The sequence below is a fragment of the Microbacterium sp. GCS4 genome, from assembly GCF_001262495.1.
Classification (GTDB): Bacteria; Actinomycetota; Actinomycetes; order Actinomycetales; family Microbacteriaceae; genus Microbacterium.
In genome coordinates this window covers 308,749-323,637 of the sequence record NZ_LGYE01000002.1, presented here as the reverse complement: position 1 = coordinate 323,637, position 14,889 = coordinate 308,749, and the positions used below count along the sequence as shown (strand labels likewise).

The window sequence follows — 14,889 nt, the reverse complement described above, 5'->3', positions numbered from 1 at the left end:
ACTCGCCCACCGGACGAGATTCGCACCCACCGGTAGAGTGCCAGGCATGACCGCGACGACGCAGACCCCGAAACGCGAGGCCTTCGGCTCGCGGAACGTGTTCATCCTGTCGGCCATCGGCTCCGCGGTGGGCCTCGGCAACATCTGGCGATTCCCCTACGTCGCCTACGAGGGCGGTGGCGGGGCGTTTCTGATCCCGTATCTGTGCGCACTGCTGACCGCCGGCATCCCGCTGCTGTTCCTCGACTACGCGATCGGGCACCGCTACCGTGGCTCGGCTCCGCTCGCGTTCCGCCGCATGCACCGCGCCGCCGAGCCCCTCGGCTGGTGGCAGGTGCTGATCTGCGTCGTGATCGCCGTGTACTACGCCGTCATCGTCGCCTGGGCGGGCATGTACACCTGGTTCTCGGCCCAGCTCACCTGGGGACCCGGCAACGAGGAGGGCTTCTTCTTCACCGACTTCCTCCGCTCCGCGGACGTCGCCGAGGTCGGCCTCTCGGGCGAGTTCGTGCCGCAGGTCGGCATCCCCCTCGTCGTCGTGTGGCTGCTCGTGATCGTCATCATGGCGCTCGGCGTGAAGCGCGGCATCGGCGCCGCGAACATGATCCTCATGCCGCTGCTCACGGTGATGTTCGCCGTGCTCGTGGTGCAGTCGCTGTTCCTGCCCGGAGCGATGGAGGGGCTCAACGCCTTCTTCACGCCCGACTGGCAGGCCCTCGCGGATCCGGCCGTCTGGGCCTCGGCCTACGGGCACATCTTCTTCTCGCTGTCGGTCGCCTTCGGCATCATGGTCACCTACTCCTCGTACCTGAAGCGCAAGACCGACCTCACCGGCTCCGGCCTCGTCGTCGGCTTCGCGAACTCCGGGTTCGAGATCCTCGCGGGCATCGGCGTCTTCGCCGCCCTCGGCTTCATGGCGCAGTCGCAGGGCGTCGCGGTCGACGGCGTCGCATCCTCGGGCATCGGCCTCGCGTTCGTGGCGTTCCCGACGATCGTGTCGCAGGCCACCGGCGGATCCATCATCGGCGTGCTGTTCTTCGGCGCTCTCGTGTTCGCCGGGATCACCTCGCTCATCTCGATCCTCGAGGTCATCGTCGCTGCGCTGCAGGACAAGCTGGGGTGGCGCCGGGTGCGAACGACCCTCGTGGTGACGATCCCCCTCGCGGTGATCTCGATGGCCCTGTTCTCGACCACGACCGCGCTCTCGGTGCTCGACACCACGGACGCCTTCGTGAACGCCTTCGGCATCATGGCCGTCGCGCTCGTGGCCGTGATCGTCGTCGCCTGGCTCCTGCACAAGCTCCCGGTGCTCGTCGAGCACCTCGACCGCCGGTCGAGCTTCCGCGTCGGCCGCATCTGGAAGCTGCTGGTGGGCGTGCTCGCGCCGCTCGCGCTCGGCTACCTGCTGATCAGCGAGCTCGTGACGAAGATCACCGAGCCCTACGGCGGCTACCCCGACTGGTTCCTCGGCGTGTTCGGCTGGGGCATGGTGGTCGCCCTCGTGGTACTCGGCCTCCTGCTGTCGGCGCTGCCCTGGGGTGCGCACTCGCACGCCAAGGACGACCCGGACTACGACGAGTTCCTGCAGAGCGAGGACTACGATCCCGATCCCGAGACCGCCGCCGTGCCGACGGCATCCGCCCCGAGTGAGAGGAGCGAGGCATGACCCCCGTCGCGATCGTCATGATGGTCATCGCCATGGTCACGGTATGGGGCGGTCTGATCGCCGCCGTCGTCAACCTGGCGCGTCACCCCGAGGTCGCCGAGAGCGAACCGCAGCCGCCCGTCGAGCTCTAGGAGGGGATGCCCTCTCGTCGTCGCCCTCGACGTTGTCAGGGTCGTTGACGAAGCTCCCTGCCGTCTAGACGACGCGACCCCGTTCCAATCGGACGACGCGGTCGGCTGCAGCGACCGCCGCGTCGTCGTGCGTGACGGTGCACACGGCGGCGCCTCGTGCAGCCTCCTCGCGGAGGATCAGCTGCATGCGCGCCGCGCTCTCCCGATCCAGCCCGGCGGCCGCCTCGTCGAGGAGCAGGATGCTCGGCGCGCGCACGATCCCCTGTGCGAGGAACACGCGCTGCCGCTGCCCACCGGAGAGCTCGGCCAGCGGACGGCCGGCCAGCTCGCTCATGTCCACGCGGACGAGCGCCTGGGAGACCGCTCGTCGTGCGGCCGCCCGTGACAGGCGGGCGCCGCGCTTCCAGGTGCCCATCCGCACCACGTCCGCCGCCGTCACGGGCAGCGCATCCGGCACAGCGGGTCGCTGCACCACGAGCGCGAGGTCGCCCCCGCGGCGCACGTCCCCTCGTCGCGGACCCTTCACCCCGGCGAGGATCTCGACGAGGGTCGACTTTCCCGAGCCGTTGTGGCCGGCGAGGGCGACGACCTCGCCGGAGCGCACGTCGAGGTCGACGGAGTGCAGCACGTCGTGTTCGCCGTAGCCGAAGTACACGGCGCGCGCGGAGAGCGCTGCGTTCGAAGTCATCCCTCCACTGTAGCAATTGATAATCATTCTCATTTTCAGATAGAGTCCCCTTCCGTGCCCTTTTTGCTCCAGCCCTTCACCGTCGAGTTCTTCGTCCGCGCCCTGGCCGGCGGAGTGCTCGTCGCCGTCATCTGCGGCGTCGTGGGCACCTGGGTCGTGATCCGCGGCATGGCCTTCCTCGGCGAGGCGATCGGCCACGGGATGCTGCCTGGCGTCGCGCTCGCGACGGTCCTCGGCGCCCCTGTGCTGCTCGGGGCAGCCCTCAGCGCCGCCGCGATGAGCGGGGCGATCGGCCTGCTGCAGCGCCGCGGCCGACTGTCGTACGACACGAGCATCGGTCTGCTGTTCGTCGCGATGCTCTCGCTCGGCGTGATCATCGTCTCCCACTCGCGCAGCTTCGCCACCGACGCCACCGCGCTGCTGTTCGGCGACATCCTCGCGATCCGCCCTGACGACATCGCGGTCCTCGCTGCCGCCGTGGTCGTCACGATCGGCGTCGCAGCGGGCTTCCACCGTTCGTTCGTGGTCACGGCCTTCGACGCGCGGATCGCCCGCACCCTCGGGCTGCGGCCGCAGCTCGCGCACGTGGTGCTCGTCGCTCTCGTGACGGTCGCCGTCGTGGCCTCGTACCAGGCTGTCGGCACCCTCCTGGTCGTGGGCCTGCTCCTCGCCCCCGCCGTGGCCGCGCGCGCCTGGACGACCCGCATCCCGGCCACCATGATCGTCGCGACCCTGGTCGGCGCCGCGGCCGTGCTGACCGGCCTGCTCGTGTCCTGGCATTTCGCGACCGCTGCGGGTGCCTCGATCGCCGCGGCAGCCGTCCTGCTCGCGGCGCTCTCCGCGTCCATCCGCGCCGTGCTCGCCCGCGCCACGCGGCGACGCCGCCCCGTCGACGCCGGTCCCGCCCACTCCCCCGAACACGCGCCGGAACTCGCGCCCGTCGCGCTCCCCGAAAGGACCCGATGACCTCCCGCCCCCTCCTGCTCCTCCCCGCAGTCCTGGCCATCGCCGCACTCTCCGCCTGCACCGCGGCACCGAGCGCTGCTCCGTCGGCGACTGCCACGTCCGGAGACGGCCACGGCGCGATCGCCGGCGCCGCAGAGGTCGCCGAGCCGCCGCTCGGACTGCTCTCGGTCGACGCCGAGGGCAGCGTCGCGGTGCTCGACCTGCTCAGCGAGGAGACTGCGGATCTCGGCGCCACCGCGGCGCCGACGGCCCTCGCGAGCGACGGACGCTACGGCTTCGTGACCACGGATGAGGGCGTGGAGATCGTCGACTCGGGCCGCTGGAGCTGGGATCACGGCGATCATTTCCACTACTACCTCGCCGAGGCGGCCGTGCTCGGGACCGTGCCGGGCGACGGCGCTGCGACCGTCACGACCGGCGCGCTGTCGACCGCCGGCACCACGGGGGTGTTCTTCGCCGGCTCCGGCGAAGCGGTCCTGCTCGACAACAAGGCGCTGTCCGACGGACGGATCGACGAGCTGTTCCGCATCGAGACGGGGGCGGATGCCGGACTCGTCGCCCCGGTCGGAGACGGCGCGCTCGTGACCGACGGCGAGGCGCTGGTGTTCCACGACAGCGACGGCGAATCGGCGGGAACTCCGGTCGAGTGCGCCGACGCCGCGGGTGCCATCACGACCCGGGTGGGACTCGTCGTCGGCTGCGCGGACGGCGCCGTGCTCGCGACCTGGCAGGACGACGAGCTCCTCACCGAGCGCATCCCCTATCCGGCGGGCGCATCCGACCGCGCGCTGCTGTTCGAGGGACGCAAGGGCCGTCCGACGGTCGCAGCCGTCGCCGGGACCACCGGCTTCTGGCTGCTGGACTCCCGGCAGCGCACCTGGACCCTGGTGCCGACCGAGCGCCCGCTCGCCCGCGTGGTCTCGGTGGACGACGCCGAGGGCCACGTGGTCGCGATCGACGTCGACGGACGGATCGTCGTGCACCTCGCCGAGGGAGGAGCGCTCGTCGGCGCCACCGAACCCCTGCTCGCCGACGGCGGCAGCGCCTCGTCGCTGGTGGTCGACGAGCAGCGGGCGTACGTCAGCGATCCGGCGGCGGGCGTCGTGCACGAGATCGACTACGCCGACGGCGCCCGCATCGCGCGGTCGCTCGAGACCCCCACGGCCCCGATGTTCGTCACGGAGGTCGGCCGATGAGGATGCTGCGCACCGGCGCCCTGCTCGCGGGCATCGCACTGATCGGCGCGGGAGTCACCGGGTGCGCCGCCCCGGCAGGGACCGACGGACCGCAGATCGTCGTCACGACGAACATCCTCGGCGACGTCGTCGAGAACGTCGTCGGCGATGCCGCAGAGGTCACGGTGCTCATGAAGCCGAACGCCGACCCGCACTCGTTCGAGATCTCCGCGCAGGAGGCCGCGCAGATGGACGGTGCCGACCTGCTGGTGACGAACGGCCTCGGGCTCGAGGAAGGGCTGCAGCAGCACATCGACCGCACGGAGGCGGCCGGCGTGCCGACCCTGGTCGCGGGCGACGTGATCGACGTGCTCCCCTACACCTCGGAGGATGCCGCCGGCGCCGACGATCCGCACTTCTGGACGGATCCCGCCCGGATGGTCGACGTCGTCGATGCTCTCGAAGACGCCCTCGCGGGCATCGACGGGATCGACGTCGAGCAGATCCGCGACAACGCCGACGTCTACCGCGGGGAGCTCGCCGAGCTCGACGAGGAGATGTCCGCGGCGTTCGACGCGATCCCCGCGGATCGCCGGGCGCTCGTGACGAACCACCATGTTTTCGGCTACCTCGCCGACCGGTTCGACTTCCGCCTCGTCGGCGCCGTCATCCCCGGCGGCACGACGCTCGCCGCGCCCAGCGCGGCCGACCTGCGCGACCTGACCGACGCGATCGACGAGGCAGGGGTCCGCACGATCTTCGCGGAATCCTCGCAGCCCGATCGGCTCATCCAGGTGCTGGCCTCCGAGGCCGGCGTCGAGGTCGAGGTCGTCGAGCTGTTCACCGAATCCCTCACCGCACCGGGCGAGGGCGCCGATACCTACCTGACGATGATGCGCGCGAACACCGAGCGCATCGCCGACGGACTGAACCCATGAATGGACCCCGAACGGGGCCCGACACGAGAGGAAGAACAATGAAGCGACACATGAGGATGAGTGCCGCTGTCGCGGCGCTCGCGGGCGTCTCGCTGCTCGCCACCGCGTGCGCCGGAGGAGCCGCCGGCTCCGCCCCGGCAGACGAGGAGTCGCCGGCCGCGACCGCGGAGACGGGCCGCGTCGCGGTCTCCTACGAGGGCGGGATCGCCGTGCTCGACCCCGAGACGCTCGAGGTCGTCGACGAGTTCGAGACCGAGGAGTTCACGCGCCTCAACCCCTTCGGCGACGGCAGGACGATCGCCGTCACGACCTCCGAGGGCTTCCAGATGCTCGACACCGCCGAGCCTGCCCTGACCGACGCGCTGTTCGAGGGGACCACGCCCGGCCATGTCGTGATCCACGGTGAGAACACGGTGCTGTTCGACGACGGCACCGGCGTCACCACGATCGTGCCGACCGACGGGTTCGCCGACGGCTACGACGCGCTGCCCGAGACGACGACCTACACCGCGGATGCCGCGCACCACGGCGTCTCGATCGTCCTGGAGGACGGCACGCTCGTCACGACGGTCGGCGACGAGACCTCCCGCACGGGCGCGAAGTCGCTGCACGCGCACGACGACCACTGGGACGAGGCCGCGGCGAGCGCCGAGTGCCCCGGCATCCACGGCGAAGGCACCGCCGCGGACGAGGCCGTGATCTTCGGTTGCGAGAACGGCGCACTGCTGTTCAAGGACGAGGCCTTCACCAAGCTCACCGCGCCCGATGCATACGGCCGCATGGGCAACGCCTTCGTCTCGGAGACCAGCCCGATCGTCGTCGGCGACTACAAGACCGACCCCGACGCCGAGGGCTACCTGCTGAGCGCCGTGACGCTGATCGACACCGCGGCCGAGACCCTCGAGGTCGTCGAGCTCCCCGCCGAGGTGCGCTACACGTTCCGGGACATCGCCCGCGGCCCCGGCGACCTCGCGTACATCCTGTCGACGGACGGGCAGATCCACGTGCTCGACCCCGGAACGGGCGAGCTGACCGACGCGTACCCCGTCGTCGCACCGTGGGAGGGCCCCGCCGAGTGGCAGGACGCGCACCCGGCGATCAAGGTCGACGGCGACATCGCCTACGTGACCGAGCCCGCCGCGAACAGTGTGCACGCGGTGGACCTCACCACCGGTGAGGTCATCGCCTCGGTCGAGCTCGACCACACCCCGAACGAGCTGGCCGTCGCGATCGGCTGATCAGCGGCATCCGCTTACGGAGCGGGCAGGGCGTCCCGAGGGGGGATGCCCTGCCCGCTCCTCGTTCCGTGACCGTCCCACCGTCATGCGGTCACATGCCGGATCGCGTCCAGCCATCGCTCGACCTCGCCGCGTCGAGGGTACGACGACTGCGCGCCCATCGACTGCACGGACACCGCCGCCACGGCCGTCGCGAACGCCACGGCCGCGCTCAGGGATGCTCCCCGGGAGAGCTCGCACGCCATCGCCCCGACGAACGCGTCCCCGGCTCCCGTGGTGTCCACGACGTCGACCGCATGAGAGGGCACGGTTCCGATCCCCCCGGCGTCGCCGAAGAGTGCGCCTTCCGCACCGAGGGTGATCACCACGGAGCGGACTCCACGTTCGAGGAGAACCGCGGCGAGCTCCTCGAACGAGCGAGATCCCCCGTCGTCGGCCAGTATGCGCGCCTCGTGCTCGTTGACCACGAGCGGATCGCACACGGCCAGGGTCTCGGTGCTGAGGGGATGCGCCGGGGCGGCGTTCAGCAGCACCCGCACCCCGCGACCCGCCGCCACCTCGGCCGCGTGCTCGACCGTCTCGAGCGGGCTCTCCAGATTGAGCACGAGGACGTCTCGATCCGCCCACCGAGGCACCGCAGCATCCGCGGCGGCGACGTCGAGAGCCTGGTTCGCGCCCGGCGAGACGACGATCGAGTTCTCGCCATCAGGCGTCACCAGGATCAACGCGGTACCGGTGGGGCGATCGACGTGCCGCATCCCGCTCGTGTCGACGCCGGCATCCTCGAGCGCCGTGCGCAGGAGCATCCCGTTGTCGTCGTCGCCGACGCAGGCGATGAACGAGGTCGTCGCGCCCGATCGGGCCGCCGATGATGCTTGATTCGCTCCCTTGCCTCCCGCGAAGACCTGCAGGTCGGAGCCCAGCAGGGTCTCCCCCGCTCCGGGTCTGCGATCCACCTCGACCACGAGATCGGCGTTCGCGCTGCCGAGGACGGCTACACGGTTCATCTGTTCTTCCGTTCCTTCGTGCGACCGCGCGGGATCACGCCGTCAGTTGCGCAAGGCCGCGGCGTGTCCGCGCCGTGACCGCGGCGCGGATGCGCAGCGCCGCGATCACGAGCGCCGCGATCGTGATGACGTACGGCGTGAGCAGGGCCAGGGAGGAGTTCACTCCGCCCAGTGCGAGGCGATCGGCGAGACCGTCGGCCGCGCCGAAGATCAGGCAGACCACCAGAGTCGGCACAGGGCGACCCGCGGCGAAGATCACGGCCGCGACGACGATGAACCCGCGCCCCGAGGTCATCCCGGCCGTGAACGACCCCACCGAGGCCATCGCCAGCTGAGCGCCGGCGAGTCCGCACAGGGCGCCGGACACGATGATCGAGAGGAACTTGACCCGCAAGACGCGGATGCCGGCGGCGAGCGCGGCCGGTTCGTCCTCGCCGACGGCGCGGAGGTGCACCCCGTAGCGCGTGCGGTAGAGCACGAACCAGTACACCGGCACCAGCAGCAAGGCGATCCAGACGAGGATCGTGTGGTCGTCGAAGATCGGGCCGATCACGGGGATATCGCCCACGGGCCCGAGGTCGATCTTCGGCAGCACGGATTTCACGTCGCCCGGGGTCACCCCGGCGTTGCCGTACAGGACCGTGAGGAGCAGCACGGTGATGCCGATGGCGAGCAGGTTGGTGCCGATCCCGACCACGATGTAGTCGGCCTTGAACACCAGCGACGCGACCGCGTACACCAGAGCCAGGAGCACCCCGGCGCCGAGCGCGGCGAGCACCCCGACGTAGGGGTTGGTCACGGCTCCGATCGCGATGCCTGCGAACGCCCCGACGAGCATCAGCCCCTCGAGTCCGATGTTGAGGATGTTGCCGACCTGGCTGAGTCCGCCGCCGATCGCGGCGAGCAGGATCGGCGTGGTCTTGGCGAGGATGACGGCGAGCGTGCCGACCGTGAGCACCTGCGCGAGGATCTCGTTCATTTCGATGCGCCCTTCGTGGACTGGCGCCGTCTGCGGAACCCGACGGCGAACGTGGCGGTGATGGCGATCACGATGAGTCCCTGCAGGATGCTGATCATCGGGAACGGCACGCCGGCCGCCTGGATCCCTGTGCCTCCCGCCATCATGGTCGCGTAGAACAGCGCGGCCACGAGCGAGGCCCAGGGGTTGAGTCGCGCGAGCAGCGCGACCGTGATCGCGAGGAACGCGAACCCGGGTGAGAACGCCTGCAGGAAGCGTCCGCCGTTCGGCCCGATCACGAACAGCGCTCCCGCGAGGCCTGCGGCCGCACCGCTGACCGACATCACCTGCAGGGCCATGCCCCGGGAGGAGGTGCCGATGTAGTCCGCGAAACGGTTCAACTCGCCGAGCTCCTTCACGCGCAGACCCCAGGTCGTGCGGTTCAGGACGACTCCGAGGAGCACGGCGACGCCGATCGCGATCAGCAGGTCGGGAGCGAACCCGAAGGCGGCGTCGAAGACCGGCAGCAGCGCCGCGGCGTCGACGCGCGGCGACCCGGCGAGGGTCGCGGCGGGGTCGGCGAAGGGCCCCGTGACGAAGAAGCTCGTGACGAGCAGCGCCACCTGGGACAGGAGCAGCGTGATGACGATGATGTCGACTTTCAGGAACCCGGTGAGGAAGCCGGGGATCAGACCCCACAGGGCCCCGGCGACGGATCCGAAGAGCAGCACCAGCAGGATGTGCACGAACGGCGGCAGCCCGTGGAACGTGAAGCCGGCGAAAGCGCCGAAGAAGGCACCGAGGTACAGCTGTCCTTCTCCGCCGATGTTGAAGAACCCGGCACGGAACGACACGATCGTGCCGGCCGCCATGATCGCCAGGGGCACGAACATCGCGATGATGCTGCCGATCCCGAAGGGGGTGCGCCACGCCGAGGTGAAGAGCTCGACGTACGCGGTCACCGGATTCTGCCCGATCGCGAGGATCACCACGGCGCCGATGGCGAGAGCCGCGAGCACGGCGAGGATCGGCTGGGTGGCACTGCGGAACGTGTTCGACACGAAGTCCGACAGCATCGCGCTGACGCCGCGCGCCGTGGTCTCGACCGCGACCGTTCGGGGCACGACGACCGACGTCGTCTCGACCTCGTCGACGATCGCGACATCGGCGGAGGCGTCGACGAGTCGCGTGCCGGTCGCCTCGAGCTCGGCGGCGACGCGTTCGCGCTCGGCCACCGCCTCGCGCAGCGCCTCCTCGGTCGGCGGCACCCCCGCCATCGCGAGGCCGACCGCGAGCTCGGTCATGTTCTCCTGGGTGAACTCCGCGACGACCTCGCCGCGATACATCACGAGCAGTCGGTCGGACAGGCTCATGACCTCGTTGAGGTCGGCGGAGAACAGCAGCACACCCGCACCCTTGTCACGCAGATCGACGATCGAGTTGTGCACGAACTCCATGGCGCCGACGTCCACGCCTCGGGTCGGCTGCGAGACCATGAGCAGCGCGGGCTCCGACTCGAACTCGCGCGCGATGATGACCTTCTGCATGTTGCCGCCCGAGAGCGAGCCGATCGGGGTGTCCGGCCGGGCGCCGCGCACATCGAACTTCGCGATGAGGCGCTGCGCGTACTCGTGGATCGCGCGCAGCGACAGCCAGCCGCGGCGGGCGATCGGCGGACGCAGGTGGCCCGCGGCGATGTTCTCTCCGATGCTCAACGCGGGTGCCGCGCCCTCCTCGTGCCGATCCTCCGGGATGTAGGCGAGCCCGCGTCCGCGGCGCTCGGCGACGGAGGCCGTGGTGACGTCATCGCCTGCGAGAGCGATGCGCCCGCGCGGCGGCAGGTACATCCCGGCGATCGCTGCGGCTAGCTCGGACTGCCCGTTTCCCTCGACTCCGGCGATGCCGACGATCTCGCCGGAGCGCACCCGCAGCGAGAGATTCTTGACGGCCACGGCGCCGCGCTGATCGATGGCGGACAGGTCGTCGACCGCGAGCACCTCGTCGCCGGGGCTCGGCGGAGTGTGGGCGATGCGCAGCAGCACCTCGCGGCCGACCATCATCGAGGCGATGTCGCTCTGACTGAGCCCCTCGGCCGAGCGGCTGCCGACGACCTCCCCGTCGCGGATCACTGTGATCTCGTCGGCGATCGCGAGCACCTCGCCGAGCTTGTGGGAGATGAACACGACCGCGCAGCCCTGCGCGGCGAGTCGTCGCACGACGACGAACAGCTCGTCGGTCTCTGCCGGCGTCAGCACGGCCGTGGGCTCGTCGAGGATGAGCAGTCGGGTGTCGTGCGAGAGCGCCTTGACGATCTCGACGCGCTGACGTTCACCGACCGACAGATCCTGCACGCGGTCGCGCGGATCGAGGGTCAGGCCGAGCTCGGTGCTCAGCGTCGACACGCGCTCATCCATCGCGCGGCGGTCGAGCACACCGCCCGCGCCCGCGACCTCGTTGCCGAGGAAGATGTTGGCGGCCACGCTGAGCGAGGGCACGAGCTTGAAGTGCTGATGCACCATGCCGATGCCGAGCGCGTCGGCGCGCTTCGGGTCGCTGACGACCACCCGCTCACCGTCGACGACGATCTCGCCCGAGTCCGGCTGAAGGTTGCCGGAGATCATGTTCATGAGGGTCGACTTGCCCGCGCCGTTCTCCCCCACGATCGCGTGGACGGTGCCGGGGAGGATGCGGAGCGACACCTCGCGGTTGGCGACCTTCGGGCCGAACGTCTTGGTGATGCCGCGGAGTTCGAGGATCGGGCGGTCCATGGTTCTCTCCTTCGAGTACGGGGCGGCGGCGGAGGTGGTGGCCTCCGCCGCCGTGAGCGGTCAGAATCCGCTCGGGACGTCGATCTCTCCGTCGACGACCTTCTGCTTGTAGTCGTCGATCGCGTCGATGATCGCCTGAGGGACGATGCCGTCGTTGTCGTCGAACGTGAGTCCCACGCCGTCGTTCGCGAGCCCGAAGGACGTGGTCTCGCCGTACGCGAGGTCGCCCTTCTCGTCGCTCTGCACGGCCTGGACGATCGAGGCTCCGACGTGCTTGAGCATGGAGGCGAGGATGTGGCCCTTCTGCAGCGCGTTCTGGTTGCTGTCGACGCCGATGGCGTACTTGTCGGCATCCGCCGCGGCCTGCAGCACTCCTACCCCGGCGCCGCCGGCGACCTGGTAGACGACATCGGCACCCTGGTCGAACATCGCGGTCGCCTGGTCGTACCCCTTGGCCGAGTCGCTGAACGAGCCGACGTAGCTGACGAGCACTTCGACGCTCGGGTCGACCGCCTCGACGCCTGCCCGGAAGCCTGCGGCGAAGTCGTTGATGACCGGGATGTCCATGCCGCCGACCAGCCCGACCTTCTTGCTGCCCTCGGCGAGCGGGAAGTCGGCGGTCTGGGTCGTGGCGAGCGCGGCGAGCACGCCGGCGAGGAACGACCCCTCGTTCTGCTTGTACGTGAGGGAGGCGACGTTCGGGGCGTCGATCACACCGTCGTAGAAGATGTAGTGCTGATCGGGGAACTTCGGCGCGACCTCGGTGATTGTGTCCGAAGAGGTCGAGCTGCCGATCACGACCACGTCGTATTGGCCGGTCGACACGGACTGCAGGTTGGCCTTCCACTGCGCGGGGTTGTTGGCGTCGCCCTGCAGGGTGGTCGTGGTGTAGCCGTCGGACTTCAGCTCGGCGATGCCGCTCTCGGCGTCGTCGTAGAAGCTCTGGTCGCCCAGTGCGCCCGGCACGACGTTGGCGACGCCGCGGCTGTCGTCGCCGCCGTCGCCACCGCCTGCGTTCGAGGCGCTGCACGCGCTGAGGCTCAGGGCGAGGACGGCAGCCGCGGCGATGAGGCTGTACCGCTTGGTGTTCATGGACGGTCCCTTCGTATGAGTGGGTACTGCGTGGTGATGTGGGGTACTGCGATGGGCGGGGCGCTCAGGCCTTCGCGTTCGTGAGGTGCGTCGCCGAGTCGACGATCAGGTCGGCGAAGCGCTCGAAGTCGAGGGTGATCGCGACGTCCGTGCGGTAGTCGGTCTGCGCACTCGCGCTGCCGCCGAAGTGACGCATCCCGGAGGCGCTCTGGAAGTTCGCGACGGTCTGCCCCTTGGTCCAGCGCCCCTCGAGCTCGACGCGCACGTCGGCCTTCTCGACCGTGATGATGTCGGGGTCGATCACGGCGGCCACGCAGCAGGCGTCGTGGATCGCCGGGTACGGGATGTCGAGCAGGCCGTTGTGGGTCGTGTGCACGAAGTCCCAGGTGTCGAGGATGAACTCGCTGATGTCCCCGCCGATGGCCCGCACGCGCTCCTGCAGCTCGGGAGTCGCCAGGGCCTGGTGCTGCGTGAGGTCGAGTCCGATCATGGTGACGGGCCAGCCCGCGCTGAAGACGACGTGCGCTGCCTCGGGGTCGGCGTAGATGTTGAACTCGGCCGCGGGGGTGATGTTGCCGCGCGTGTACGCCCCGCCCATCACGATGACCTGTTTGACGCGCTCGACGATGCGCGGCTCCTTGCGGGCGGCGAGCGCGATGTTCGTGTACGGGCCGACGGGCACGAGCGTGACGGTTCCGGGTTCGTGCGCCATGACCGTCTCGATGATGAAGTCGACCGCATGTCGCGGGTCGAGGTCGAACGACGCCGGCGGCAGGTACGGCCCGTCGAGCCCGGTGGCGCCGTGGATCTCCTCGGCGATCACCTGCTCGATCACGAGCGGACCCTCCGACCCGCGCGCGACGGGGACCTGGATTCCGAAGACCGTGCACACCGACAGCGCGTTGCGGGTCACGTTGTCGATCGTGTGGTTGCCCGCGACGGTCGTGATGCCGAGCAGGTCGATCTCCGGACTCGCGGCGGCCAGCAGGATGGCGATCGCGTCGTCGTGGCCCGGATCGCAATCCAGGATGATCTTCTCCATGTCACTCCTTCGTGTCCCGCGGCCAGCGACGTCGGGATCGACGAGTGCCGGTGTTTTCCCGATCTGAGAAACGCGTTTCTTTAACTGAGAAACGTTTTACGCGGTATGAAGACAGCGAACCGACCACTCCGGGGCACTGTCAAGCGGGTTATCAACCTGTGACAGACGTGCGTAAACGATTGCTCACACGCACGATCGGATCGCAGTCGGGCGCGACAGTCAGGCCGTGTACGTGCCGATGTCAGCGCAGAGCGGCGACCGCGGATTCGATCAGGCGCCAGTACCGATCGACGTCGAGCTCGAGCGCGATCGTCGCGTTCTTGGGCCGCCGGTGCGCGAGCTCGAGGAGGTCGACCGCGGTCGCTCCACGCGTGTGATCTCCGTGCAGTTCGACGTCGACCCGGGCGCGCACGGTCGTCGCCACCTCCGGGTCGATGATCATCGCGACGGTCAGCGGATCGTGCAGGGGGCCGTCCGGCATGTCGCCGAAGGCGTCGTAGGTGGAGCAGAACCGCTCCAGGAGCTCGGCACCGAAGCGCGCGGTCTCCGTGCCGATCGCACGGATGCGCGACCGCACCTCCCGGGTGATGAGCGCCTGATGTGTGATGTTCAGCCCGACCATGGTGAACGGGATGCCACTGTCCAGCACGAGGGCGAGTGCCTCGGGATCGGTGGAGGCGTTGAACTCGCCGAAGGGCGAGACGTTGCCCCGGCCGGTGGATCCGCCCATCCATACGATCCGCTCGATCCGCGAGAGGAGGTCCGGATGCCGCTGCACGACGTGCGCGATGTTCGTGAGCGGCCCCGTCGCGGCGATCGTCACAGACTCGGCGGAGTCGCGCAGCACGTCGGCGATCAGCGCGACCGCGTCGCGATCGTCGAGCGACATCGCGACGTCGGGGAGGTCCACCCCGCCGAGTGCGTTAGCCCCGTGGATCCAATCCGCGGGGGCGAGCTCCTGCGCGAGCGGAGACTCCGCCCCACGGGCGATCGGCACCCCGCGCACTCCCGCGACCGTGCAGGCGACGCGGGCGTTCAGCGCGGTGTGGTCGACGGTGCCGTTTCCGGCGACGGTCGTGATGGCGCGCAGGTCGACGGCGTCGTTCGCGGCCGCCAGCCAGATGGCGAACACGTCGTCGTAGCCGGGATCGCAGTCGAGGATGACAGGCGTCGGCATGGCGCATCCCTTCTGCTACGTTTCATGTAATCGTTTACTCATC

General features: G+C 69.7%; 13 protein-coding genes. 6 read left to right on the top strand and 7 right to left on the bottom strand.

Annotation, left to right across the window (positions count from 1 at the left end):
- Positions 1–46 precede the first annotated feature (46 nt).
- The gene (locus tag AKH00_RS08740) at positions 47–1,666 is read left to right on the top strand and encodes a sodium-dependent transporter (protein ID WP_050722341.1); all 1,620 of its coding nucleotides are present in this window, start codon (positions 47–49) and stop codon (positions 1,664–1,666) included.
- Positions 1,663–1,797 carry a methionine/alanine import family NSS transporter small subunit gene (locus AKH00_RS17640; RefSeq protein WP_082297520.1) on the top strand — a complete coding sequence of 45 codons (135 nt, stop codon included), beginning with the start codon at positions 1,663–1,665 and terminating at the stop codon, positions 1,795–1,797. The genes AKH00_RS08740 and AKH00_RS17640 overlap by 4 nt, the downstream gene beginning before the upstream one ends.
- A 64-nt stretch (positions 1,798–1,861) precedes the next feature.
- Here AKH00_RS17640 and AKH00_RS08735 read toward each other — a convergent pair whose 3' ends face one another.
- A complete protein-coding gene (locus tag AKH00_RS08735) occupies positions 1,862–2,485 on the bottom strand; it encodes a metal ABC transporter ATP-binding protein (protein ID WP_082297519.1) in 624 nt (207 codons plus the stop codon).
- A 54-nt stretch (positions 2,486–2,539) separates the two neighbouring features.
- Here AKH00_RS08735 and aztB point away from each other — a divergent pair, with 54 nt between their 5' ends.
- From aztB to aztD, 4 genes are read left to right on the top strand one after another with little or no spacing between them, the layout of a single operon-like run.
- A complete protein-coding gene (gene aztB / locus AKH00_RS08730; RefSeq protein ID WP_050722339.1) occupies positions 2,540–3,451 on the top strand; it encodes a zinc ABC transporter permease AztB in 912 nt (303 codons plus the stop codon).
- Complete coding sequence (locus AKH00_RS08725; RefSeq protein ID WP_050722338.1) at positions 3,448–4,647, top strand: hypothetical protein; 1,200 nt, start codon at positions 3,448–3,450, stop codon at positions 4,645–4,647. The genes aztB and AKH00_RS08725 overlap by 4 nt, the downstream gene beginning before the upstream one ends.
- Positions 4,644–5,564 carry a zinc ABC transporter substrate-binding protein AztC gene (gene aztC, locus AKH00_RS08720; protein WP_050722337.1) on the top strand — a complete coding sequence of 307 codons (921 nt, stop codon included), beginning with the start codon at positions 4,644–4,646 and terminating at the stop codon, positions 5,562–5,564. Before AKH00_RS08725 ends, aztC begins: the two co-directional genes overlap by 4 nt.
- Positions 5,565–5,614: 50 nt before the next feature.
- Entirely contained in the window at positions 5,615–6,802 is a 1,188-nt protein-coding gene (gene aztD / locus AKH00_RS08715) for a zinc metallochaperone AztD (RefSeq protein ID WP_050722905.1), read from the top strand.
- An 83-nt stretch (positions 6,803–6,885) separates the two neighbouring features.
- Here the strand turns inward: aztD and rbsK are convergent, their stop codons facing one another.
- The 6 genes from rbsK to AKH00_RS08685 all read right to left on the bottom strand — a co-directional run bounded on the left by rbsK (position 6,886) and on the right by AKH00_RS08685 (position 14,846).
- Positions 6,886–7,809, bottom strand: a complete 924-nt coding sequence (gene rbsK / locus AKH00_RS08710) for a ribokinase (protein ID WP_050722336.1) — start codon at positions 7,807–7,809, stop codon at positions 6,886–6,888.
- A gap of 34 nt (positions 7,810–7,843) precedes the next feature.
- Positions 7,844–8,788 carry an ABC transporter permease gene (locus AKH00_RS08705; RefSeq protein ID WP_050722335.1) on the bottom strand — a complete coding sequence of 315 codons (945 nt, stop codon included), beginning with the start codon at positions 8,786–8,788 and terminating at the stop codon, positions 7,844–7,846.
- On the bottom strand, positions 8,785–11,535 hold the full coding sequence (locus AKH00_RS17825; RefSeq protein WP_152926139.1) for an ATP-binding cassette domain-containing protein: 2,751 nt from the start codon (positions 11,533–11,535) through the stop codon (positions 8,785–8,787). The genes AKH00_RS08705 and AKH00_RS17825 overlap by 4 nt, the downstream gene beginning before the upstream one ends.
- Before the next feature lie 60 nt (positions 11,536–11,595).
- Positions 11,596–12,627 carry a BMP family lipoprotein gene (locus AKH00_RS08695; protein ID WP_050722334.1) on the bottom strand — a complete coding sequence of 344 codons (1,032 nt, stop codon included), beginning with the start codon at positions 12,625–12,627 and terminating at the stop codon, positions 11,596–11,598.
- A gap of 64 nt (positions 12,628–12,691) precedes the next feature.
- Entirely contained in the window at positions 12,692–13,669 is a 978-nt protein-coding gene (locus tag AKH00_RS08690) for a nucleoside hydrolase (protein ID WP_050722333.1), read from the bottom strand.
- Between the two features lie 241 nt (positions 13,670–13,910).
- Entirely contained in the window at positions 13,911–14,846 is a 936-nt protein-coding gene (locus AKH00_RS08685) for a nucleoside hydrolase (protein ID WP_050722332.1), read from the bottom strand.
- Positions 14,847–14,889: the final 43 nt, after the last annotated feature.

Excerpts from the sequence above, each read along its gene's own strand:
- AKH00_RS08740 (WP_050722341.1), top strand. The coding sequence starts at position 47 with ATGACCGCGACGACGCAGACCCCGAAACGCGAGGCCTTCGGCTCGCGG.
- AKH00_RS17640 (WP_082297520.1), top strand. The coding sequence starts at position 1,663 with ATGACCCCCGTCGCGATCGTCATGATGGTCATCGCCATGGTCACGGTA.
- AKH00_RS08735 (WP_082297519.1), bottom strand. The coding sequence starts at position 2,485 with ATGACTTCGAACGCAGCGCTCTCCGCGCGCGCCGTGTACTTCGGCTAC.
- AKH00_RS08725 (WP_050722338.1), top strand. The coding sequence starts at position 3,448 with ATGACCTCCCGCCCCCTCCTGCTCCTCCCCGCAGTCCTGGCCATCGCC.
- aztC (WP_050722337.1), top strand. The coding sequence starts at position 4,644 with ATGAGGATGCTGCGCACCGGCGCCCTGCTCGCGGGCATCGCACTGATC.
- aztD (WP_050722905.1), top strand. The coding sequence starts at position 5,615 with ATGAGGATGAGTGCCGCTGTCGCGGCGCTCGCGGGCGTCTCGCTGCTC.
- rbsK (WP_050722336.1), bottom strand. The coding sequence starts at position 7,809 with ATGAACCGTGTAGCCGTCCTCGGCAGCGCGAACGCCGATCTCGTGGTC.
- AKH00_RS08705 (WP_050722335.1), bottom strand. The coding sequence starts at position 8,788 with ATGAACGAGATCCTCGCGCAGGTGCTCACGGTCGGCACGCTCGCCGTC.
- AKH00_RS17825 (WP_152926139.1), bottom strand. The coding sequence starts at position 11,535 with ATGGACCGCCCGATCCTCGAACTCCGCGGCATCACCAAGACGTTCGGC.
- AKH00_RS08695 (WP_050722334.1), bottom strand. The coding sequence starts at position 12,627 with ATGAACACCAAGCGGTACAGCCTCATCGCCGCGGCTGCCGTCCTCGCC.
- AKH00_RS08690 (WP_050722333.1), bottom strand. The coding sequence starts at position 13,669 with ATGGAGAAGATCATCCTGGATTGCGATCCGGGCCACGACGACGCGATC.
- AKH00_RS08685 (WP_050722332.1), bottom strand. The coding sequence starts at position 14,846 with ATGCCGACGCCTGTCATCCTCGACTGCGATCCCGGCTACGACGACGTG.